At 41.8% G+C, this 23,587-nt stretch carries 20 protein-coding genes; 8 read left to right on the forward strand and 12 right to left on the reverse strand.

The window, feature by feature from the left end:
• Positions 1 to 95: 95 nt before the first annotated feature.
• The 6 genes from QWZ08_RS09920 to QWZ08_RS09945 form a co-directional block, all read right to left on the reverse strand.
• A complete protein-coding gene (locus tag QWZ08_RS09920) occupies positions 96 to 2,486 on the reverse strand; it encodes an ABC transporter permease (RefSeq protein ID WP_290337246.1) in 2,391 nt (796 codons plus the stop codon).
• A gap of 153 nt (positions 2,487 to 2,639) precedes the next feature.
• Positions 2,640 to 5,054, reverse strand: coding sequence for an ABC transporter permease (locus QWZ08_RS09925; protein WP_290337247.1), 2,415 nt, complete (start codon positions 5,052 to 5,054; stop codon positions 2,640 to 2,642).
• A 204-nt stretch (positions 5,055 to 5,258) separates the two neighbouring features.
• The gene (locus QWZ08_RS09930; RefSeq protein WP_290337248.1) at positions 5,259 to 7,631 is read right to left on the reverse strand and encodes an ABC transporter permease; all 2,373 of its coding nucleotides are present in this window, start codon (positions 7,629 to 7,631) and stop codon (positions 5,259 to 5,261) included.
• A gap of 32 nt (positions 7,632 to 7,663) precedes the next feature.
• Positions 7,664 to 8,341 (reverse strand): ABC transporter ATP-binding protein, encoded by a 678-nt coding sequence (locus QWZ08_RS09935; protein WP_290337249.1) that lies wholly within the window; start codon positions 8,339 to 8,341, stop codon positions 7,664 to 7,666.
• A 38-nt stretch (positions 8,342 to 8,379) separates the two neighbouring features.
• Positions 8,380 to 8,553 (reverse strand): hypothetical protein, encoded by a 174-nt coding sequence (locus QWZ08_RS09940; protein ID WP_290337250.1) that lies wholly within the window; start codon positions 8,551 to 8,553, stop codon positions 8,380 to 8,382.
• Between the two features lie 34 nt (positions 8,554 to 8,587).
• Entirely contained in the window at positions 8,588 to 9,835 is a 1,248-nt protein-coding gene (locus QWZ08_RS09945) for an efflux RND transporter periplasmic adaptor subunit (RefSeq protein WP_290337251.1), read from the reverse strand.
• 237 nt (positions 9,836 to 10,072) lie between these two features.
• On the opposite strand from QWZ08_RS09945, the gene QWZ08_RS09950 reads away from it, so the two are divergent.
• Together QWZ08_RS09950 and QWZ08_RS09955 are read left to right on the forward strand one after the other, a co-directional pair.
• Positions 10,073 to 11,449: a sigma-54-dependent transcriptional regulator gene (locus tag QWZ08_RS09950; protein WP_290337252.1), complete on the forward strand. Its 1,377-nt coding sequence runs from the start codon at positions 10,073 to 10,075 to the stop codon at positions 11,447 to 11,449.
• Between the two features lie 179 nt (positions 11,450 to 11,628).
• Entirely contained in the window at positions 11,629 to 12,669 is a 1,041-nt protein-coding gene (locus QWZ08_RS09955; protein WP_290337253.1) for a patatin-like phospholipase family protein, read from the forward strand.
• 119 nt (positions 12,670 to 12,788) lie between these two features.
• Here the strand turns inward: QWZ08_RS09955 and QWZ08_RS09960 are convergent, their stop codons facing one another.
• Together QWZ08_RS09960 and QWZ08_RS09965 are read right to left on the reverse strand one after the other, a co-directional pair.
• On the reverse strand, positions 12,789 to 13,268 hold the full coding sequence (locus QWZ08_RS09960) for a threonine/serine exporter family protein (protein ID WP_290337254.1): 480 nt from the start codon (positions 13,266 to 13,268) through the stop codon (positions 12,789 to 12,791).
• 8 nt (positions 13,269 to 13,276) lie between these two features.
• Positions 13,277 to 14,050, reverse strand: coding sequence for a threonine/serine exporter family protein (locus QWZ08_RS09965; protein ID WP_290337255.1), 774 nt, complete (start codon positions 14,048 to 14,050; stop codon positions 13,277 to 13,279).
• A gap of 339 nt (positions 14,051 to 14,389) precedes the next feature.
• On the opposite strand from QWZ08_RS09965, the gene QWZ08_RS09970 reads away from it, so the two are divergent.
• Entirely contained in the window at positions 14,390 to 14,731 is a 342-nt protein-coding gene (locus tag QWZ08_RS09970; protein ID WP_290337256.1) for a c-type cytochrome, read from the forward strand.
• A gap of 164 nt (positions 14,732 to 14,895) precedes the next feature.
• On the opposite strand, the gene QWZ08_RS09975 is transcribed toward QWZ08_RS09970, so the two are convergent.
• Positions 14,896 to 15,990 carry an amidohydrolase family protein gene (locus QWZ08_RS09975; protein ID WP_290337257.1) on the reverse strand — a complete coding sequence of 365 codons (1,095 nt, stop codon included), beginning with the start codon at positions 15,988 to 15,990 and terminating at the stop codon, positions 14,896 to 14,898.
• A gap of 351 nt (positions 15,991 to 16,341) precedes the next feature.
• Here QWZ08_RS09975 and QWZ08_RS09980 point away from each other — a divergent pair, with 351 nt between their 5' ends.
• Complete coding sequence (locus QWZ08_RS09980) at positions 16,342 to 16,944, forward strand: hypothetical protein (RefSeq protein WP_290337258.1); 603 nt, start codon at positions 16,342 to 16,344, stop codon at positions 16,942 to 16,944.
• 301 nt (positions 16,945 to 17,245) lie between these two features.
• Positions 17,246 to 17,521, forward strand: coding sequence for a DUF6582 domain-containing protein (locus QWZ08_RS09985; protein WP_290337259.1), 276 nt, complete (start codon positions 17,246 to 17,248; stop codon positions 17,519 to 17,521).
• A gap of 27 nt (positions 17,522 to 17,548) precedes the next feature.
• Here QWZ08_RS09985 and QWZ08_RS09990 read toward each other — a convergent pair whose 3' ends face one another.
• The gene (locus tag QWZ08_RS09990; RefSeq protein ID WP_290337260.1) at positions 17,549 to 18,508 is read right to left on the reverse strand and encodes an ion channel; all 960 of its coding nucleotides are present in this window, start codon (positions 18,506 to 18,508) and stop codon (positions 17,549 to 17,551) included.
• A 330-nt stretch (positions 18,509 to 18,838) separates the two neighbouring features.
• On the opposite strand from QWZ08_RS09990, the gene QWZ08_RS09995 reads away from it, so the two are divergent.
• Both QWZ08_RS09995 and QWZ08_RS10000 read left to right on the forward strand, forming a co-directional pair.
• The gene (locus QWZ08_RS09995; RefSeq protein ID WP_290337261.1) at positions 18,839 to 19,054 is read left to right on the forward strand and encodes a hypothetical protein; all 216 of its coding nucleotides are present in this window, start codon (positions 18,839 to 18,841) and stop codon (positions 19,052 to 19,054) included.
• 42 nt (positions 19,055 to 19,096) lie between these two features.
• A complete protein-coding gene (locus tag QWZ08_RS10000) occupies positions 19,097 to 19,570 on the forward strand; it encodes a Dps family protein (RefSeq protein WP_290337262.1) in 474 nt (157 codons plus the stop codon).
• Positions 19,571 to 19,829: 259 nt separating this feature from the next.
• On the opposite strand, the gene QWZ08_RS10005 is transcribed toward QWZ08_RS10000, so the two are convergent.
• Together QWZ08_RS10005 and QWZ08_RS10010 are read right to left on the reverse strand one after the other, a co-directional pair.
• Positions 19,830 to 20,486 (reverse strand): hypothetical protein, encoded by a 657-nt coding sequence (locus QWZ08_RS10005; protein ID WP_290337263.1) that lies wholly within the window; start codon positions 20,484 to 20,486, stop codon positions 19,830 to 19,832.
• A gap of 184 nt (positions 20,487 to 20,670) precedes the next feature.
• Positions 20,671 to 22,206 (reverse strand): M20/M25/M40 family metallo-hydrolase, encoded by a 1,536-nt coding sequence (locus tag QWZ08_RS10010; RefSeq protein WP_290337264.1) that lies wholly within the window; start codon positions 22,204 to 22,206, stop codon positions 20,671 to 20,673.
• 343 nt (positions 22,207 to 22,549) lie between these two features.
• Here QWZ08_RS10010 and QWZ08_RS10015 point away from each other — a divergent pair, with 343 nt between their 5' ends.
• Positions 22,550 to 23,548 (forward strand): phosphotransferase, encoded by a 999-nt coding sequence (locus QWZ08_RS10015; protein ID WP_290337265.1) that lies wholly within the window; start codon positions 22,550 to 22,552, stop codon positions 23,546 to 23,548.
• Positions 23,549 to 23,587: the final 39 nt, after the last annotated feature.

Below are 23,587 nucleotides of genomic sequence, written 5' to 3' on the forward strand. Positions count from 1 at the left end.
TATTTTAATGTTTATTTTATAGTTATTCAATTTTCTCGATGCATCCAAAAGTTGGCTATGCATTCCACAACCCGTTGGGGGCAGGGGCTCCGCTCCTACTCACTCCTCAAACTTTTCACGGGGTTCATCAGTGCGGCTTTAGCTGCCTGAAAACTTACGGTTATAATGGTGATGAGCATAGCCATTACTGCAGGTAACACAAACATCCACCAACTGATAGTGATGCGGTATTCATAATCGAGTAACCATTTATGCATAAAATACCAGGCCAGCGGAAATGCCAGCAGGCAGGAAATACCGACCAACCTTACAAATTCCTTTGATAAGAGTGAACCCAGGCTTTGCACAGAAGCGCCCAGTACTTTCCGTATACCAATCTCCTTTACTCTTCTTTCTGCTGTGTAAGCCGAAAGACCAAACAAACCAAGACAGGAAATGAAAATCGCCAGCACGGCAAAAAGGCCTGCGAGCTTTCCGATTAAATTTTCGTTGATAAATAATTCTTTAAAACTGTCACTGGCAAATTCGTATTCAAAAGGGTAAGTTGGGTTGTAGGTTTTAATAACGCTTTCCACTTTGGCAAGTGCGGTTTTATAATCCTGCCGGGGTTTAAAACGGATGAGCAGGTTGCTGGTATTGGCTGCTTTTTTATCGTTAAAAATAATTAATGGCGCTACACCGCCATACACATTATTGTATACATAATCTTTTATTACACCTACTACTTCAAAGTTTGTACTATCCCTTTCAATCTGCGTACCTACCACAGCCGACTGTTTTGGTGTTATCATTTTTGCAAGTGTTTCATTGATGATCACCGTATTGCTGTCAGCAAAGCCATCCTGGTGAAAGTCACGTCCGGCAAGCAACTGCATGCCCATGGTATTAATGTAACCTGGCGTAACCCAGTTCATAGAAATCAATACGTCTTTTGTGGCTTCCTTTCCTTTCCAGTTAAAACTGGAAGAATTACTGCCGACAGAAAACGCCCCGCTGCTGCTGAGTGCGGCCTGCTCTACGACCCCAGTCTGCACCAGGTCATTTTTGATGTTTTCAAAATGTGAACCGATGTCACCCTTACCGGAAGTACTGATGATTTGCTGGTTCAGCATTACCAGGTTATCCTTGTTCATGCCAAGCTCGCGGTTTTTGGTATGCATTACCTGCTCATAAATAATGATGGTACAAATGATCAGTGCTACGGAAATAACAAACTGTGTAATCACCAGGCCCTTGCGGATAAAGCCGGCTCCATTGCCCTGTAGCTTCAAGCCTTTTAAAACAGCCAGCGGTTGAAACGAAGAAAGATAAAAGGCAGGATAACTGCCCGCAATGAAACCGCACAACAGCCCGATTACAACCAATGAAATAAAATGCGCTGGTTGCAACAATCCAAGTGACAATTGTTTTTCCACCAGCAGATTAAATGCAGGTAAAAGCAATGCAACAATGCCGACGGCAATCACCACACCTATAAAAGCCATGAGTATAGCCTCGCAAATAAACTGCCATACCAGCATGCTTTTAGCCGAACCCATTACTTTGCGTACGCCCACTTCCTTTGCCCTCGGGCCGCTTTTGGCGGTGGACAAATTCATAAAATTGATGCAGGCAATTATTAAGATGATCCAGGCAATAATGGTAAACAGTTTCACTATTTTTATTTTGCCACCGCTTTGTTTACCATCTACAAAATTGCTGCGCAGCCGCCAGTCTTTAACGGCCAGCAAAAAGGGCATGGCGCTGGCATCTTTATCTTTTGCTTTTATAAAACCATACATTTTGCTGTTGACCGCGGCTTCATTAGCAGTAGGTTCCAGCTCAATAAAATTCTGAATGCCATTGTTGCCCCAGCTTGTCAGCCAGTTGTTTTGCTTTTCAAAAATTTCAAATGGTGCCAGCCATTCCTGCCTGGCAAAGCGGGTGTTTAAAGGCATATCCTTTACAACTGCAGTAATGGTATAGTCCTGCTGGTTTTCCATTTTCAATTGCCTGCCAATTACATCCGTGCTGTTGAATATTTTTTTTGCCATTGATTCGGTAACTACCAGCGAGTACAACTGGCTGAATGCATTGGCAGCATTGCCCTGGATGAATTCATAGTTAAACATTTTAAGAAAAGCTGAATCTGTATACATGCCATTGGCATACACACCTTTTTCCTGGTAGTTAAAGAGTGCCCGGTTGCCCCAGTTAGTTCTAACTATATTTTTAATACCAGGAATTTCTTCTTTAGCCGCCTTTGCGAACGGTCCGGGCAAAGATGCAAACGTATAGGTTTTTCCATCGTACACCTGGTTATCCATTACCTGGTACAGGTGATCCCTGTTGGTAAAATAATCATTGTAAGTATACTCATCTTCTACCCATAAAAAGATCAATGCGGCACAGGATATACCAACCGCCAACCCTGAAATATTCAACAGGCTGAACGTGCGGTTCTTCCAAAGATTTCGCCAGGCTGTCTTAAAATAATTCCTGAACATAGATATGATGTTTACATGTTTTCAGTTGTTAGTTTACCGGCACGACGTTAGGTCTTGGCAGAGATACTGGAGTTTGAATTTTAAACTTTTCTATTTTCTACCGAGCCCCCGATACAGCGGCTCCTGGCCCCCATGGCGGCAGGGAGCCGCTTTTTACTCACTCCTCAAACTCTTCACCGGATTCATCAGCGCCGCACGAATACTCTGATAGCTTACTGTTAGCACGGCAATAGTAATGGCCGTCAGACCGGTTAACACGAATACCCACCATTGAATACTGATGTGATATGCAAAATCTTTCAACCAATTATTCATGGCATACCAGGCAATGGGTGATGCGATGAGGATGGATACCAGCACGAGTTTTATAAAGTCTTTACTAAGCATGGTTACGATGGCCTGCACACTTGCACCCAACGATTTGCGGACACCAATTTCTTTAATGCGCTGTTCTATCATCAGCAAGGCAATGGCAAATAAGCCCATGCAGGAAATGATGATGGCAATGCCGGCAGCAATACTGTAAATAGTTGATAGCTGTTGTTCTTTCCTGAACCAGCGCTCCGTATTTTCATCCAGGAAAGAGCCGAGGAATTCTTTATCGGGCAGTTCGCTTTTCCAAAACTTTTTAACCTTATCCATCATAGTGACCATATTGCCGGGCTTAAGCCTCAGTAATGCATAACTCATTGATGAGCCTCTGCCAATTTGCATTGTAAGCGGGTCTACTTTTTCATGCAGCGAATACAAATGAAAATCAGGGATCACGCCAATCACCTGCATTTTTGGTTGCGCAGTATCAGGCCACAAAAATTTTCCCACTACATCTTTATCGCCCATTTGCTTCGCCATGCTTTCATTTACCACTACTGATGTAATGGAATCTGTCGCAAAATTTCTGTCAAAATCCCTTCCTGCTTTTAACGGAATATCCAGTGTTTTCAAATAATCGTAATCAACATACAGCCAATCGGTTTGTACATTTTTATCTCCGTAATTAAATCCATAACTCTGTCGGTTGCCACTGTTGTCAAGCCCGTCACCAATATTGATATTTGTACCAGAAACCGCTACCACGTTGGGGTCCATTAAAAACTCATTTCTCATTCTTTGAATAAATGTACCGGCATCTACCGTATTACTAACAGGCACACTGATCACCTCCTGTTTGTTATACCCCAGTGGCATACTGCGTAAATAATTCAATTGCTGTAGTACAATCACCGTGCTGCAGATCAATAAAACAGCGATGGAGAATTGTACAACGATCAGGCTGTTGCGCAGGCCTCCTCTTTTTTTCAACGTAAGTTTTCCCTTTAAAATTTCTATTGTATTAAAACCAGACATTATCAATGCCGGATAGCCGCCGGATATTAACGACACCAGTACAAAACAAGCCAGGATACATAACAACGTAACAGGCTGCGCAATGAATGAAAATGGCAATACCGTATTAAACAGTGACCGAAAGCCGGGCAGTAAAAAGTAAGCAACCGCTAAACCAATAATAAAAGCAATAGCACAAATCAGCAGCGATTCGCCCCATATTTGCAAAAACATCTGGCCCTTGTTGGCGCCAATTGATTTGCGAACACCCACTTCTTTGGCTCTTGTAAAGGAGCGGGCAATGGATAGGTTAATAAAATTAATACTCGCTATCAGCATAATAAAAAATGCCAGTAAAAACAACGTGTACACGTAGCCTTTTTTTGTACCACCGGTGCTATCATCGTAAAAGTGAACGTCTTTCAGGGGCGTTAGTAAAAGCGTTGCGTAATTGCCGTTGGCGTCGGGCTTAAGATGCGCCTTTTGAATATCATCCACACTCGGCGGATTATTTTTTAATAAAAAATGGAGCGCTTTTTTTTCAAATTGCGCCTGGTCTACATTATCAGCCAGCTGAATAAAAACGTTGTGATTCTGCATATTCCATTCGTTTTTATTGGCAACATAATCCCCCGAATTTTCAATACGAATAAGCCCATCATATTCAATGGAAGAATTTTGCGGAAAATCGTCAATAATGGCTGTTACAATAAAGTCTGTCCACTTGTTATTCAGCTTTAACTGGATGGTTTTGTTAATTGGTTCTTCGTCACCAAAAATGCTTTTTGCAAAAGACTTACTTAAAACAACATTGCTCAGTTCGTTTAACGCTGTGTTGGCATCGCCCTTAATTACCGGAAACGAAAACATCTTCAAAAAATCAGGATCAGTTGTGCGGATGGATTTGTTGTAATCTTTCCCTTTATACCGTACGGCACTGCCTCCGTATTTAAGCCTTGCAGCATACTTTACTTCAGGAAATGCTTGTTTTAATGCCGGAGCCAACGGATAGGCACTTGAATTACCGTAGCGGACGCCTTCGGGTGTCTGCACTTTGCTATAAGTACGAAAAATATGGTTACTGTTGGTATGAAAACGATCAAAAGACAGATCAAAATAAGCCGCTAAAAAAACGAGTATACTACTGCTGAAGGCCACCACCAGCCCCACTAAATTGATGGCAGTATAAGCTTTGTGTTTTTTAAGATTGCGCCAGGCAATTGTGAGATAGTTTTTAAACATGGTATTATGCCGTTAAGGCGTTTTTAATAAGCTGAAAGCAAACGCATAAAGCTGAAGGCTTTCCCCTTGTAGTTATTTATACTTTTTTTCAGGTTATATATTTTAGGTCTTAAGACTTTCGCTTTTTAATCACCCGAATCTGCAAACAGTTTAAATCATGGAACTATACAAAAGTCCTCTGCCGCGGCGGAGATTTAGGAGGCCCTACTCGCTTCTCAAACTTTTAACCGGGTTCATCAGGGCTGCTTTTACACTTTGAAAACCCACGGTAAATAACACAATCAAAATTGCGATCACGCTCGTCAATACCAGCATCCACCATTTTATTTCAATGCGGTAAGCAAAATCATTCAGCCAGTTATGCATGGCGTACCAGGCAACAGGCAAAGCGATGATGCTCGCCACCAATACCAGTTTTAAAAAATCCTTCGACAGCATCGCTACAATATTTTGTATGCTTGCACCCAACACTTTCCGTACGCCTATCTCTTTTATTTTTTGTTTTGCCAGCAAAGCAATCAGTCCAAACATACCCATGCTTGCCACCAATATTGTCAAAAAGGCGATGAAGTTGGTGGTAGACAAAATACCGTTCAATAGAATATATTGTTGATTCACCAAATCGCTCATGTAATCGTATTTAAACGGTCTCCGGCTGGGCATCGCGGCAAAGTCTTTCTGCAGCCGTTGCAGCAACTGCTGCTGATAAGCAGAAGTTGCATTAATACTTAAGTAATTATTACCTGCCAGCTTTTGTTTGCCTGTGTACCAGTGCAGTAATGGTTCAATCGGCCCCTGTGTGTTCTGATAGTTGAAGTCATCCATTACACCTACAACTGTAGCTGTCTCATCACCTCCTTTTGATGTAAGCTTTTTACCAATTGCCGAGGTCCAGCCAAAAGCCTTCATTGCTGTTTTATTAATGATGATCGAACTGCCTTCTGTGGCAGCCAGGGCATCATCAAAATCACGGCCTTCTACCAATGGTATTTCAAAAGTCTTCAGGTAACCTGCGTCGGTACCGGCGTGTTTTAATTTTACCTCTTTGCCACTCGCTGTCTCAATATAAGTATTGTAATTATCCCAATAAGCTGTAGGTATGGTACTCGTAGTTGAAAAGGATTTTACATTCGCATCTGCTTTCAACTGGTTTAGCAAACTTTCAAAGTGAACTCCGGCGGCAGCAGGATTTTTGAATGCCAGGTCTGTTTTTACCACCACCACATTTTCCCTGTTGAAGCCGATAGATACCGACCGCATATAATTGATCTGCCGGTTAAGAATGACCGTAATACCAATAAATACAATGGCCAACGTAAACTGAACGGTAATGAAAACATTACGCGTACCGTGCCCGCTGTTAATATTACCCAGTTTACCTTTTACAACATCGATTATTTTAAAAGCCGTAAGCCTTGAGGCAGGCAGGCTACCGGCTACCAGGGTAATCACCGCACCTACTAAAATAAAGAGGAGTAAAAAAGGATAATCCTGCTTTATATTCAGCACGCTTTCGGCTAAGTTGTCACCGGTAAATTTGTTCATCTGCGGCAGCAGCAGGTATATAAACAATAACCCGCCGCATATGAGTGAAAACAGCACCAACAGGCCATTCTCCACACAAAACTGCAGGATAATATTTTTCTTTCCGCCTCCCATCATCTGCCGCACGCCCACTTCTTTAGAGCGGGTGTACATAGTGGCGGCATTCAGATTAACCAGGTTAACCACAATGATGAGCAGGATAAAAATGGCAGCACCAACAGAACCCTTAATGATGATACCAATCAATGGCCCTGACTCCTCTTTTATGTTACTATAGGAGACTGCCTTTATGATACTCTGCTTGTTTTCAGGCGCATAATTGGCAGCTACAATTTTTGCAAGTTTGGCTTCAAAAGCTGGTATACTGGTACCCTTTTTTAACCGCAAAAAATTGCTGGCAAAAGTGTTATACCAGTTGGCTCCCCCAATAAAATCTTTATTATCCTTCAGTAATGCGATAGATAATAAAACATCGGCTTTAACGGTGTTATTATTGGCCTGTGGCGCCAACACGCCGGTAACAGTTAGTTGCAGGGAGTCGTCGGCAGTAATGGTTTTGCCCATTGGATTTTCGGTACCAAATAATTGCCGCGCAATTTTATCGGATATCACTGCCGAAAATTTATCACCCAATGCATTGGCAGCGTTGCCAGCCGTTAAAGGAAAAGTAAACACTTTAAAAAAGTCTTTTTCTACATACATTGTTCTTTCCTGCGCTTCCTTTTCACCATACTTCAACCAGGGAGTGTTCCATGTTTGCGTATGGGTGGCCGCTTCCACCTCAGGGCAAGTTCTGACAACTTCATCCAGGAGCGGAAAGGTTGTCTGCATATAATTGTCACCAGAAGGCAGGGACGTTTTAAGGTAATACAAATCTGCCTTTCCCTTAAAAACCCTGTCAGTAGTAATGTACTGGTAAACCGAAAAAGACAAGGCCATTACGCTGGCAATACCAACTGATAAACCGATGATGTTTACGGCCGTAAACAGTTTATTTTTTTTAAGATTGCGTATCGCCAGTTTAAAATACATGTTACCTGATCTGTATTGTTTTGAAAATTAATTTATACATGAAAGTTTTCTGTTACCACCTTACCATCAAACAAATTCACAATGCGGTGAGAAAATCCAGCATCATAAGGACTGTGCGTTACCATGATGATAGTAGTACCTTCTTCATTCAACTGCTGCAATAACTTCATTACTTCTTCCCCGTTTTTACTGTCGAGGTTACCGGTAGGCTCATCCGCTAAAATCAGTTTTGGTTTTGCTACAACGGCCCGCGCAATCGCTACACGTTGCTGCTGACCACCACTTAATTGCTGCGGAAAGTGATTGCGGCGGTGCATGATGTTCATTCGTTCCAGCACAGTTTCCACTTTTGCTTTTCGCTCTTTGGCAGGCATGTTCATGTAGATTAAAGGCAGTTCTACATTTTCAAAAACAGTCAGCTCATCAATCAGGTTAAAACTCTGAAAAACGAAGCCTATATTACCTTTCCGCAACTGGGCTCTTTTACGTTCCGTCATTTTGGCAACTTCGGTTCCAAAAAAATTGTAATCGCCGCCGGATGGATTATCCAGCAACCCGACAATATTGAGCAGGGTTGACTTACCGCAACCGCTCGGCCCCATGATGGCAACAAATTCACCTTCTTTAATTTCCAGGTTGATGCCGTTAAGGGCAGTGGTCTCCACTTCTTCGGTTGAAAATAATTTCTGCAGTTCTTTAATCTGAATCATATTGTTTGGTTTTTGTCGGCCCTGTCAGGGTATAGTTATTAAAAAAAATATTTAATGAAAATAAGATTGTGATTTTCGTAATAATCATCCGCAGCAGCTACGCTTTGCTTTTTTACGCAGCAGGCAGCTTTGGTTGTTTTAATGGCGCATTCGGTCGCTGTTCCAACAGATACGAATGCCAGCATCGCAGATAGTAAAAGGTATTTTTTCATAACCATCATTTTATAATAAATTAACAGTCGGTTGCTAAAATTGGAGTACATCATTTTTGCCATAATTTTCATAGCTGCTGGTGATTACTTTTTCGCCCGGTTTCAATCCTTCCAGCACCTGGAAAAATTCGGGGTTGCGCATGCCAAGCGTAATGTTTCGTTTAACGGCTTTTTTGCCACTGGCATCCATCACATATATCCAGTTGCCGCCGGTTTCAGAAAAGAATCCACCTACCGGAATCAGTATGGACTTGGATGATTTACCCAGCTCCATACGGATAGAAGCAGATTGTCCGCGGCGGATGCCATCCGGTGTTTTTCCAGCGAACGTCATGTCTACTTCAAAACGCCCAGCCTTTACTTCGGGGTAAACTTTGGCTATTACCAGGTCGTAGTTTTGGTTGTTAAATTCCATCGTACCCTTCAGGCCTACAAAAATTCTGTTGATATAATGTTCATCTACACCGGCACGCATTTTAAAACCATTCAGGTCATCAATCTGGCCAATGTTCTGTCCTGCTGTAATGCTGCTGCCGACTTCAGCTTCGATAGAAGATAACAACCCGCTCACCGGTGCTTTTACTACCAGGTTGCTTAAATTTTCCTTCATCAGTTCCAGGTTTTTCTGCGAGTGCTGCAGCGTTCCTGTCAGCTGCTGCACCTGTAATTTACTGTTGTCGTTTTGATAGGTCTGCGATTCTACTTCAATGGTTTGCTGCGCCTTCAATTTTTCGTAGTCTCTTTTTGTTTTCAGGTATTCCTGCTCACTGATTACTTTGTCTTTAAAAAGCTTTTCGTTACGGTCATTGTAGTCTTTTGCCTGCGACAACTGATAGTCTACATCGTTCATGGTGCGTTGCAATCCAAACTTATCCGTTTTCAGTTTCAGGCGGGTATTTTGCAGTTCATTGATCAGCCTGTTGATCTCAGTCTCCTGCTGTACAAATTCCATTTGCAGGCGGTTATTTTCCAGTTTCAAAATCACATCGCCGGCTTTTACAGTGTTGCCACCTTCAATCACTTTTTCCTTTACATAACCGCCTTCAATAGCATCGATGCGATACGTTTTAATTGGGTTCACTACCCCGCTAACCACGATAAATTCATCAAAAATTCCCTGGGTAACATCGGATACGGTAATCTTTTCCTTGTCTACATTTAAACTCGATCTTCTGTCTGCAAAAATCAATTGATACACCAGCAAAGCCACCACCAGGGTACCGCCGCTGATCCAAACAATCCGTTTAGAATTCCAGAATTTCTTTTCAATTTTTTTGTCCATTGCTGTTGTTGATTATTTTCTGGTTCACCTGTGCCAATAGCTATGCCAAACCATATAACCCTTTACAGGCAAGGAGTATGCTTTTTACAACCCTTTAAAGTGTCCGCTATCGGACACCTTGTTGTACAGCAGCGAACAGCAATAAAAACTTGCCTGATTGGAAAATTTTTGCAATACTTTTAACCGCATATCAATATTTTTGAACCCAAGAGCTACCGGCTAAAAATTACAGGCAACATGACAGCAAACATTGAAGGAAAAATATTAATTGTAGATGATGATGCCGGCGTATTGAGTGCCGCCAATTTACTATTGAAACGGCATTTTAGGCAAGTGGATACAGAAAAAAATCCCTTGCGGATTCCATATTGGGTGAACAGTGGCGGGTATGATGTAATACTCCTGGATATGAATTTTACCCGCGACCTCAGCAGTGGCAAGGAAGGCTTTGAATGGCTGGATAAAATACTCGATCTTGACCCTTCGGTTTCGGTTGTATTATTTACTGCATATGGCGATGTTGAAATGGCTGTACGGGCCATCAAATCGGGCGCAAAGGATTTTGTTTTGAAACCCTGGCAAAATGATAAACTGGTAGCGACCTTAAAAAACGCAATGGAAGCGGCGAGAGAAAAAAGGGCTTCCAAAACAAAAGTTACCGGCGACCGCAATCAAAGAAACACCTCCTCTTTTGCCGAACATCCCTTTATTGGTAACAGCGAAGGCATACTGCAAATTCTTACAACCATCGAACGGGTTGCGGCAACAGATGCCAACATTTTAATACTGGGTGAAAACGGAACTGGTAAAGACCTGGTGGCAAAAAACATTCACCAGCAATCCAAAAGAAAAGACAAACCTTTTGTAACGGTAGACCTTGGCGCCATTTCTGAATCGCTGTTTGAAAGTGAATTGTTTGGTCATGTAAAAGGTTCCTTTACCGATGCTAAAGAAGACCGTACCGGCAAGCTGGAAGAAGCTGATGGCGGCACTATTTTTTTAGATGAAATAGGTAATATTTCTCTGCCGATGCAGGCTAAGTTACTTACCGTTTTACAAAACCGCACCATAACAAAAGTAGGCAGCAATAAAGCAAAGCCCATTGATGTAAGGCTTGTGTGTGCTACCAATAAAGCGGTGTATAAAATGGTAAACGATCAGCAGTTCCGGCAGGATTTATTGTACCGCATCAACACCATTGAAATTCAGTTGCCGCCGCTTCGGGAACGGAAGGATGATATTCCCCTGCTGGCAGATTATTTTGTACACGTGTATGCAAAAAAATACAACCGTACCGTTGCCTCTCTGAATGCCACGGTGGTAAAACAATTACAAAAACATCACTGGCCTGGTAATGTACGGGAATTGCAGCATGCCATTGAAAGAGCCGTGATCCTTTCTCAGGGTGATACATTGCAGCCAGAAGATTTTAAAGGGTTCCGCATGGCCAATGAAGATGCGCCGGTAATTGAAACGCTGCAGCTGGAAGATATGGAAGTGTTACTGATAAAAAAAGCCCTGCAAAAATTTAATGGCAACATCACAGAGACCGCACGGGAACTGGGTTTAACGAGGGCTTCATTGTACAGAAGATTGGAGAAGTATGGTATTTGACTGCGTTTTTTTAGCTTTTAAAACTCCTGATTGCAGCTACCGGCATTTTGTACTACTACATAACATTCTTGTTTTTGCAATTATTTTTCCTCCTGATAAATTAAAAAGAACACTTGTAATTGCACCCATAAAAAAGTATATTTAGTAAACGTATTTTTTAGTCTAATCAGTTACGGCGTATGAAAAAAATAAGGATCTTATCAATTGATGGTGGCGGCATCAGGGGCATTATACCAGGCACTATCCTGATGCAGTTGGAAAAGATTTTACAAAAGATGGATAATAACAGCTCCTGCAAACTCGGGGACTATTTCGATATGATTGCAGGCACCAGCACCGGCGGCATTTTATCATGCCTGTATTTAGTACCCGGTGAAAATGGTAAGGCCCGCTACTCCGCACAGGAAGCGCTTGATCTCTATTTAAAGAAAGGGCATGTCATCTTTGACCGGCCGCTGATAGAAAAAATAACCAGTGCCGGCGGCATTATACATGAGCGCTATTCTGCCGGGCCTTTGTACGGTTTATTAAAACATTATTTTGGCGAAGAAACCCTGGACAATTTTATAAAACCCAGCCTTATCACCTCCTACGAGATCACAGACCGCAACGCCATTTTTTTTACCAGTACCGATGCACGCGAAAATGCGCTGTACAATTTTAAGGTAGCTGATGTGGCAAGAGCCACTTCCGCAGCGCCTACTTATTTTCCGCCGGCACATATTGAATCTGTTTCCGGTCAGTCATTTACTTTGGTAGATGGCGGCATGTATGCCAACAACCCTGCACTGTGCGCTTATGCGGAGGCGAGGAAAATTGACTTCTCGAAATTTTTAAATGATCCGGAAAAAACAAACAAGCCTTCTGCCAAAGACATGATCATCCTCTCGCTGGGAACAGGTTCTGTAAAGAAAAAATACAGCTACAAACATTTTGAACATGCCGGGGAAATTCAATGGCTGGAACCTGTGATCGATATCCTTATGTCGGGCAATTCTGAAACCGTTTCTTACCAGTTAACACAAATGTTTCTAACCCTGGACAAAGAGAACCAGGATAATTATTACCGCGTGGAGCCGGGATTAAAAGAAGCCTGTTCGGAAATGGATATTGCCACACCTGAAAACATCAGCAACCTTTACCAGGCCGGGCTTACCTATGTGCATGATAATTTTAGCAAACTGGAAAAAATTGCACGGGTTCTGCTGGAGCATCAATAGGCTCAGCAAAAATGGACGGCCATTCAGCTGATATAAAGAAAGTAAGACAGGTTTGTCACATTGTAATACTTCCCGGACTTATTTGGTTTTAACTCCGGGAGGCACTATCAACCGGCTGTTTACCGCAGGCGAATGTTCTTTACAGATTCTTTGCGCATCAAATGCATTGGCACGGCCACACCCATGGCGAGGGACATAATGACGAATAGTGTTTTTGCGCCATTGTTTACGGTGTCAGAAATGATCGCCTGGTAATCGGGGCCGATGGCTCCTGTTAGTTTGATTAACCCCAGCATGGTACGGTAGGCGAATACTCCCGGGATAAGTGGTATTACAGATGGAATAGCAAATACCATCGGTGGCGCATGCCTGAAATGAGCCGTAGGAATACTTGAAATACCAATTGCCAGCGCACCGGCAAATGAAGCAGATACAACGCCCGCCCCCAGTAGCAGCAGATTAAATTTCAGGAAGCCACCGAGTGCGCCACATATCCAGATAGCAAATAAAGTTCTTAGTGGTACATTAAATAAAATGCCAAAACCCACAGCGCCCCAGCCACACCAAAAAGCTTTAGCCAATATTGTTATCCAGTCCATTCCACGTTTTATTTAAGATTATAAATAAACATTGTTGTCAGCAAGCCCAGCGCAATAGCCAATGCAAACATCACAGCATTGATGCCCCGTACAATTCCATTGAGTGTATTGCCATCAATCAAATCGGTAAAACAATTAATCAGCGGTACGCCGGGGATTAAAAATAAAACGGAGGTCGCAAAAGCATGTTCAAAATTAATATTAAGGCCAGCCTTAATAAAAGCGCCGGCAAATAACGACGCCACCAGCGAACCAATGTATACACAGATAAAGGGATTAAAGCGGTGCTTTACAGCTTCCTGCCGAACAAATAAGCCACAGCATGTTGCGCCAAAAGCAATCACCATTTCAGGCAGCTTGCCGCCAAATGAAAAGCAAAACCCTGAACCGGCAAGACTTACAAAAAACAGTATTACCAACCGCGGATAGTGTGGCAGGGCCATCAGTCTATCCAGTTCATCCCTTACCTGCTGAATGGAATATTGTTTTTCAAGTACATCCCAGCTAAGCCTGCTGATACCGGATATAGTTTTAAAATTTACACCTTGTGCGGTAATGCTCCGCATGCCGTTAAATACCAAGGCATCTGCTTCATTATTCAGTGTAAGGGAAACTGATTTGGGCGCTATGGAAATGTGTGCTGTGTACTTAAAAGAGGCTGCCAGCCTTTTCATCGTAAGTCGTATCCTGGCACAACTGGCGCCGGAACTTAACAGGTTGACACCTGCTTCCAGCAATACACCTCCCAATTCATTTATATCCTTTTCATGTGGATGGTTCATTCAAAAAATTGTATAAAATGGCAAAGCTTTACCACGGTTAAACATCCGGCACTCAATTGCCTGCGCAGGCTGCTTTTTTTAAAATTATTCACAGCAAAGATCCCCGAAATTATTGTCCCCGTACCTTCTTATGAATCACTACCACGAATGATACAGATCATATATGGCCATGTTGAATGCCTGCTATGTTTCAATAATGCTACCTGACATTTTCAAATGAGATGCCGTATTGCGGTATTCGTCGCATCATTTCTGATTTTCATCTCTTTTTTTTGTACATAAAATAAAAGATGCTATTTTCAATATGTCAATACTTTTTCATTACTAAAACATTCACTCATGCGAAAAATTGTAACAACCTTGCTGCTGCTAACTGCGGTATTATTTTTTCAGTTTTGTTCCCATTCAAAAAAACTCGCCGCTCCGGTTGCCGTTAATTACCAAACTAACGTACTACCAATCATTCAGACAAGTTGTACTCCCTGTCATATCGCTGGTAAGGGCAACAAAAAATCGCTGGATAATTATTTAGCCGCCAAAGACAATGTGGATGAAATTCTGGCACGCATTCAAAAAAATCCAACAGAAAAAGGATTTATGCCTGCCATGCATGATAAATTACCCGACGCAACAATTGCCGTTATTGCTGACTGGAAAAAAGCGGGCACACTGGAAAAATAATTTACACCTGCCATTTTATATATTAAAAAAGCTGGTTTGCGATTGCAAGCCAGCTTTTTTAATATGGGGATGAAATATAAAAATTCCCATTGGTGCGACAGGGAGAAAACGGATTTCAACTCTACCCGGAATACCTGCACACTTTACATCGCATTAAACTTACTTTAATCCGGAAACCTTGCCCGGTCGATATTCGGGATGACACGGAGGGCATTTTTGTAATATACTTTTTTCAGAATCGAATCCTGCAGCCCCATGCCATACATGCGCCAGAAGGCATGGTACTTTTTATGATAAGGAAAGTATTCATCTTCCGTTTCCAGCACCCTGAAATAGGTGGTGTATTCTTCCGGTGCCCAACTGTCTTTACCAAACAAAATCCTGTCCTGGTATTTTTCAAAGAATTTTTTGGCAGTTTTGGGTTGTCTTCCCAATTCTGCAATCACCGCACCAAACTCAACAACTACATTGGGCATTCGGGTAAGCAGGCTATCGAGCTTATTTAAATTATTGGCATACCATCCAAAATGCGCCGCGATAAAAGTTGTGTTCGGATGTTTCATAAACAAGCGGTGCTGTTCTTCTATCAACGTTTCCCAGGGAGCTGGGTCGGTGGCACTGCGCTTGCGGCCGGGATGTGTTTTAATTTCCAGCCAGCGTTCATTGTGTTCATCTTCGGCGTCCCAAAACGGTTTTGGATCAGCGGTATGAATGATGACCGGTATTTTAAGTTCACCGGCTTTGTCCCAGATAGGATCGAGCCTGGCATCATCTACAGTTACCCTCTTCCCATTCACATCCTTTACATTCAAACCCAGATCTTTAAATATTTTCAAACCATTGGCCCCGTTTTGTACATCCGTTTCCAGTTGGCGCACTGCTTTCTCCGTCCACCCGGGTGCACCCACATTATCAAAACTGATGTTTGCAAAAATGATAAAGCGGTTTGGATAATTAGCCTTTACATCGCCTGCCATTTTTTTCAATCCATTGCCATTGCCTCCGCTCAGGTTAACCATTACCTGCATATTCAATTTGTCCATATCTGCAGTCAACGTTTTTAGATTGGAGGGCGACATCGCATTGCCCCATTGATGATTGTGAACATCTATAAAAGGGAATTTTGCCCTGGTAACCTGGTGGCCCGGAACAACCAAAGTTGAAACCGGATCATAGGATTCAAAATCCATTTTGTCATCCGATTGTGCGAGGGCTTGCAATGTGGTAACAAAAGCCAGTAATGTCAATACATGTTTCATTATAAAAATTGAATTGCAGTAAAGCTATCGATAACCTGTCTACAATAAAAACCAATCATCCAATTTTCCATGGTCCGGCAGTCAGCTTGACTAATTACCGGCCGGGAAACCTGTAGTAAAGTGTCGAATGCCTACCTTAAAATAATGACATTTACTTTCCCTGATTTGGAAAATGGCTCCGCCACATAGAAAATCGTACAGAGAAGCTAAATATAACCGATTGGTTATCAAACCAAAATACAGTTGGCATGAAACTGTATGATGAGTTGTAACCTTAAAATGTACACTACAATGAAAACGTTTCAACAACTTGTTTTACCTCTTGTTCTTGCCTTAATGACCGTATCATGTATGGCCCCTAAACAAATGGCCAGCCAGATGAAAGAGGAACTTAAAAAAGGCAGGGATACCAGTTCAGGATTATTTATAATTAAGACTGACGGTGAAGTAGTGGAAGCAAAAAAAATAAGCTACCAACACAGGTCACCGTTATTTAAAAGTGCGGCGCTGGCTGATAAAGCTGTGATGGCAGATGGAAAAAAAATCAACCCCGGTCAGTATGAGGCCATCCAAACCGCAAAGGCATTTAAGATTTTATATTTCCCCGAAGACAAGGGTGAAATATGCAAAGGCATCTACATTAACCGGTTAAGATTCGGTAAAATCAGTCTTTATCATTATGAGTCTGTATTGCCTGCCAGCCGCAGTTATCAAACCAAACACTTTGCACAGAACTATGTTTTTCAGAAAGAAAATGGCAGGCCTGTTCCACTGGATTACAAAGCGTTTTTGAAAGCAGTAAAAGACAACAGAACTGCACTAAATAAATTGAAAGAGTTGTTTCCTTCGGGCTCAATACCAACAGACAATGGAAAGCAAACACTGAAAGACTTAACCACTGTTGCAGAAATTTACAACCATACAGAGACTGATCCCTTAAATGTTAGTTTATAGATAGAGAAGCATACAACATCAAATCATCCCCGGCTTAATATCGGGGATGATTTGTTTAATTGAACATATGCAGTACGGCCAGGCATTTATTAAGAACAAAAAATAGCAGTGGTTGCCGGCAAAACTGGCTGATTATTTTTAAGCCGGGTACAATAATATTTTCAGTAAAGCTGCTGGTATTTTGAAAGCGCCGGGAGATAATTGTCCCCCCAGGTTCGAAAAAAAAGCATTTTCAATATTGTTTGCGGCATACAATATGTATTGGAATTCGTAACCTTTTTATTATTTAAACGAATAAACCATGACAACAAAATCAGCCACAAAATCTGGTGGTAAATTAGATGCTGCCGACAAAAAAACATTGAAGGATAGTGCCTATGCATTTCCTGCAAAAAGAAAAGAGCCACTTAATAATGCCACGCACGTTCGTAACGCTATGGCCCGTTTTGACCAGGTAAAAGGCGTAACCGATGAAGAACGGAAAGCGGCTTTTGACAATATAAAAAAAGCTGCCAAACGTTTTGGTGTAGAGGTAAATGAAAAAGACTGGAAAGAATTAGCACATAAAAAACAGTAAGACTTTACGTTTCGGTTGGCCACCTGTTTAATTGTCGACTGCATGGTGCATATTTATTTTGTGCAGTTCCAGGATCGTGGTTTTACCATCCTCACTTTCCCTGTACATGGGCGCAAATTTGCGGTTATGGTGAATTTCACTAAATGTATAGGATGTGCGTTGCTGTACATAATTGCTAAACACATCATCAAACCCACGCAGCATTACATACAACTCCAGGTCAGCAGTCTTCATATCTTCTTCCGTAAACCCGTGCAGCGGACTATTTTCATCAATAGGATGTACCACCGTCCAACTCATCGGCATACTTTCCACGCGGCTACGTTCCAGGTTAAGGCTGAAATATTTATAATCCGCTTTACCCTCTTCTGCCACCAATAAACCTGCGTTCACCCTTATTTCCACATCGGTCAGTGCATGTTTGTCTTTAAATGCCGCAAAGCGAAACATCAACGCCTTGCCCTCTTTATATGGCGACACCAATGCGTTGTCACTAAAGATCAGATAACTTCTCGGCCTGGAGAAACGGCCATAGATTAAACCCGTTGCAATAGCAAGTGACAGAAAACCGGTAAGTGCTTCAATACCAGCAACCATATTGGCGCCATCCCCTGAGGGATTTACATGGCCATACCCAACGGTGGTAAAAGTTTGGGTACTGAAATAAAATATCTCCCTGAATATTTTCCAGTTACTGCCCCTGATCAGTCCGTCAAGCTGTTCATAGCCAATTAACAAATAAAGAGCTGTAAACAAGCAATTAATCAGCAGAAAAAAAATAAAAATGACAGAGATAAACTTCCATAAAGGCAGGTTAAGCATATCGTTAAAGATGCTAAACCGTTTATGGAACGGCATGCCTTCTTTTATCAGGTTATAGCTGCCATCTTTATTGATAAAGCGGCCACCGGTATCATTGCTGTTACTTGCAAAACCGGTATCATTGTTTCTTTTGGAGAAAGGGTTTATGTTTTTATAAGCCGCCATTGTATTGTTCGTTTATGCAAATTTAAAACGCTGTGCAATTTAACCGCAATACCTGGTGTACGCACAAGCTCAATTTTAAGAAAAAAGTTGTAATGAATATTTGCCAGATTGCGGTTGAACCCCCTACGCAGTAATTAACTGTGACCAGAAAGCTTCCGTTGCAGCACAGGCTGCTCATTTCAAGCGACGGGTTTTGTCATGTCTTGCTATGTGCCCTGGTAAGTGTAGATTTTTTTGCCCATTAATTTTTGAATGCTTTAAAAACGAACCTTATTCTATGTGCTTTCAATATGGCATGGTATTTTAACATGATGCATAAAATAATTTAAAATGAAAGTATTCGGAATTATATTAATTGTTGCAGGCATCCTTATGTTCGTGTTTGGAAAAGTAAGCTTTACCAAAAAAGAAAAAGTAGTAGACCTCGGACCGATTGAAATAAACAAGCAAGAAAAAAAGACGCTGAACTGGCCGGATTATGCGGGCGGCATTGCCCTGCTGGCAGGCGTAGTTGTACTGGTAATGGATCGTAAAAATAATGCCTGAAATATTTTAGCTCACCCATAATTAACCCTTAAAATAAACACCATGAATGCAAACATTGGAATTTCGCAAAAAAACCTGAAAGGCGTAAACGACGTTTTGACGGCAGTACTTTCAGATACCGTATTGTTGTACATGAAAGCAAGAAAATTTCACTGGAACGTTAGCGGCAACAGTTTTATGGAGTTGCATAAACTGTTTGAAAAACACTATGAAGAATTGGACGAAGCGATGGACCTGATTGCTGAGCGGATCAGTAAACTCGGTTTTATAGTTCCTGCAACACTGGCTGAATTTTTACAGATGACTTCAATTAAAGAAACGCCGGGCAAAAACCCCGACCAGGCTGGCATGATCAAAGAACTATTGAAAGATCATGAAAGCGTTATTGTTGGTTTACGTAAGGGAATTGATGACTGTGAAGATAAATTTAAAGACAAGGGAACAGCCGACTTTTTAACCGGGCTGATGCAGCAACATGAAACGCTGGCATGGACGTTAAGGCGCTACGTTAAATAACATTTCAGCATCAGGCAATAAAGCTCCAGGGTATGGCCCCGGAGTTTTTACTGCTATTTTTTTGCAAATAAATTACGTACCTCTTTGTCACACATTGTTTGTAAGCCGGCAAACTCATAGGGTGGATCATTTTTTTTGGCGTAACTGCAAGCTCAACTGCATGCAGGACGCTAACGGCCACATATTCTACACCATTATCTTCAGAACACTTTATGTCATAGCAGTTTCCACCTTTTTTACAGGATACTTAATACGGAATTTAATGATAACTACCATTAACCTTGTTTTCAGATTTTTTAAAGAAAATTGCCAGCATTAGCATGGCCGATGGTGCTGTAATACCCCAGGGAAAACCAAGTAACAAAAGCCTGTCAGAAAAATCAGGGTAAAAGTAAACCACGGCAATTAATGGCGTAACTAAGCCGTTCGCTAAAAATGCAAACCTCACCCATTTTTCAAATCCTGTTTTGCAAAACACCTGCAACGCCGCAAGCATTGCTATTCCCATAAAAATATAACCAATGGCGTCAAAGTCCCAAAAAAGTGAGTGTGGTGTCTGGTCCAGTATTTTTACCAGCTCATAAGTACCCTTTAATTTATTGGGCAGCACGGTAGCCAGCTGAACAATGTAGTTTGCAGTAACAAATACCGCATACATCGTTGTAAAAATCAATGCTGCATGGCTCCAGAATTTTTTATCCGGAGGCGTTATATAGTGCAATGCAAGCATTTCAAGCGTAAAGGGAATTACAATGCCAAGAGAGGTGCCATAAATCAATACTTCATCCAGAGGAAAATCAATCATTTTAAGTACCTGCAGTATTTGTACCAGCACATACGCAATTGTAAAGCAAAATGCGCCCAGCCCGGCTATGAAACCAGCTTTATTTACAGAATTGTTTTGAGAAGTATTCATAGCGTTGTAATACAGACGTTATGCCGCTGAATAAATAACGCAAAGGAAAGGATGTGCAATGCAACAAACAATGATCACTGTCATTTGCTTTTAGGAAACATACCAATGCAATTGAGCCCGGCAAAACCAGCAGGCGTACATATCCACGGAACAGCTGCCTGGTACATGTATCACTTTGCCGCGTTTACTTAACCATCATCAGTGCTCCCATCGTTTCTATTCCATCAAACAAATTACCGATGCGGATATTTTCATTCTCTGCATGCTGGTTGTTATCATGATTGGCTATAGGAACGGTAACAGTATGGGCGTTCAGCAATTTTTCAAACAAGAAAAGTGGAAGGGTACCGCCGGAAGTAGGCTGCAATACGACCTGTTCACCGGAAGTTGATTTAACTGCCGCAATTACTTTTTGAAGCACGGGGAGGTCCATAGACGTACGTTGCGCATTCATTCCATCTTCCCCGGGTATTATTTTGATGATCTTTGCGTACTTTTTTCTTTCTTCATCCGCAGGCTCATTGGTAGTTACGAAATAGCCTTTTGATTTGATATGATCTATTACTTTTTGCTGCTGCCGTTTCCAGTCATTTCCCATCACCAGCCTGAGGTCGATTACAGCAGTTGCATAGGTAGGTATCTGATTGGACGCCATTTTACCAACATTACCACTTTGCATGCCGTTGATGTTTAGCGAAGGCTGGTTGATAGATTCGCTTAATGATAGTCCCTCCATTTCAACGGCGCTGATGCCCAGTTCATTTTCCATTTGTTCATCAGCGGAAGGCACTTCTGCAAGTGCTTTTTTTTCTGAAACGGTTAAAGGCGTCACATCATCGTAAAATCCTTTAATGGCCACTCTCCCATTTTCGTCTTTCATAGAAGCCAACAATTTAGCAAGCATCATCGCAGGGTTAGGCGCCCAGTTTCCATAATGTCCACTGTGCAAGGGCCGTTTGGATGCATATACTGTGAGATCAAGGTGTGCATCGCCGCGAACACCAAATACAATCTGCTTTTTCCCCGACTGATGTACAGGCCCGTCACACATGATCCACAGATCAGACTGGAGCAATGACCGGTATTTATCCAATATTTCATGCAGGTGTGGTGAACCAGCTTCCTCTTCTCCCTCAAAGAAAAATTTCAGATTGCAACCAGGCGTAGCGCCAGTTTTAACAAGGGCGTCATATCCATTTAAAATGGCGTCAACACCTGCCTTGTCGTCAGATGCACTGCGGGAGTATATCCTCCAATCGCTTTTGTAATTGTTATCAACGGGAAAAGGAATAAGGGCGCCACCTTGATCAATGGCACCAGTAAATAAGGTAGCCTGAAAAGGGTCAAGTCCTTTGGCCCATTGAGCAGGATTCACCGGCTGGCCATCATAGTGCGCATAAAAAATTAAGGTTTGTTTTGCACCAGGCACCAATACTTCGCCATACACTGCCGGCGGCGTGCCCGGTGCGGAAGCTGCCAACAGCTGCACTTTTCGAATCCCTCTTTTGTTCATCATAGCCATAATAAAGGCTGCAGTTTTTTGCTGACCGGCAGGGTTAGCTGCTACATTGGGAGTGGAAAGTAATTCAGCAAATTCGCTTATAATTTTACCGCTATTATTAGTCGTGTATTTTCTGATGGCAAGGACATCCATTGACTGGGCTGATATCATGTGCTGAATTATCAAACTGAAAACAAAAAGTAAGAGGGATTTTTTCATGAGATGAAATTAAATCTATTGCGCAAATATTGGAAGCATATTTTGATAGTGACATGTTGGAAAAAATGCTCAGTCTGACGGGAGTGATTTGATTTTTTTTTTACGTGTCGTAAAAGTTTTACTTAACAACATTGTCTTATAACTATAATAATTGAAGCGCTAAGACTGGTTTTGATAAGACAACCCAGACATATAAGAAATGCTTGAAGAGAAGTAGTAACATAGTCATTAACAGACCGCCCACAACATTGTTCAGCCCAAAAAATATATTTTTCCGGCATGCAAAAAAGAGACATGCCTATGTAATTTTAACTTTTCTTCACCCACTTTTTAACTGCCTTTTATGATCCCGGAAGCAAAAATAACAGCCGTAGCAAATGCGCTGCAGGTAACGTTTGGAGTCAGTGATTTTGAGACGATCAGTCAATTAACGGCTGGTCTCTCATCAGCGCTGATTTTTCGCATCGTGGTGAAGGGAAAACCATACCTGTTGCGTATTATTACCCGTGCAGATGCCCCCGGTGATCCTTCGCACTATTATGGCTGCATGAAGGCGGCTGCTGACGCTGGAATTGCACCACATGTTTTGTACTCGGGTGTAGCAGACAGAATTTCTATCACGGATTTTATTGAGGCTAAGCCTTTTCCACAGGAGCAGGCGAAAGTGCTGATGCCGGATGTACTGAGGCGATTGCATGCGCTGCCCCGTTTTCCTTTCCGCTTAAATTATTTTGATTTTGCAAACAGCAGTGTCAGGAAATTCCAGGCGTCAAAAATTCTACCTGAAAGCGTAACAAACAATGTCTTTCAACAATACGAACAAATTATCAAAGTGTATCCGCATAAAGAAGAAGACCTGGTATCATGTCACAACGATCTGAAACCAGACAATGTACTTTTCGACGGAAAGCAGGTTTGGTTGGTGGACTGGGAAGGGGCATTTTTAAATGACCGTTATACCGAATTGGCGGTTGTCTCCAATTTTGTACTGAAAAACGAAGATGATGAAAAGGAATATTTGAAAAGCTATTTTGGCAAAGAAGTAACGACCTACCAGCAGGCCCGGTTTTTCCTGGCGTGCCAGCTAATGCATATCATTTACTTTAGTTTCTTTATGTCATTAGGTACAGCCGGTGACAACCAGGTTAATGTAGATTTGACAATACCCGGATTTTCTGAATTACATAATCGTTTATGGAAAGGTGAAGTCAATTTATTAAATCATCATTCGCAGCAACAATATGCATTTGTTCACCTGGAAAAAGTAAAGCAACATTTGCAGTTGAAAAGATTTGAAGAAGCAGTGAATATAGTAGCTGAGCTCCATTCAGAAACTCAATAAAATAGTTGTATTTTTATTCAGCAGATCCCGTTGCTTCTT

This window comes from Ferruginibacter paludis, assembly GCF_030409685.1.
Classification (GTDB): Bacteria; Bacteroidota; Bacteroidia; order Chitinophagales; family Chitinophagaceae; genus Ferruginibacter; species Ferruginibacter paludis.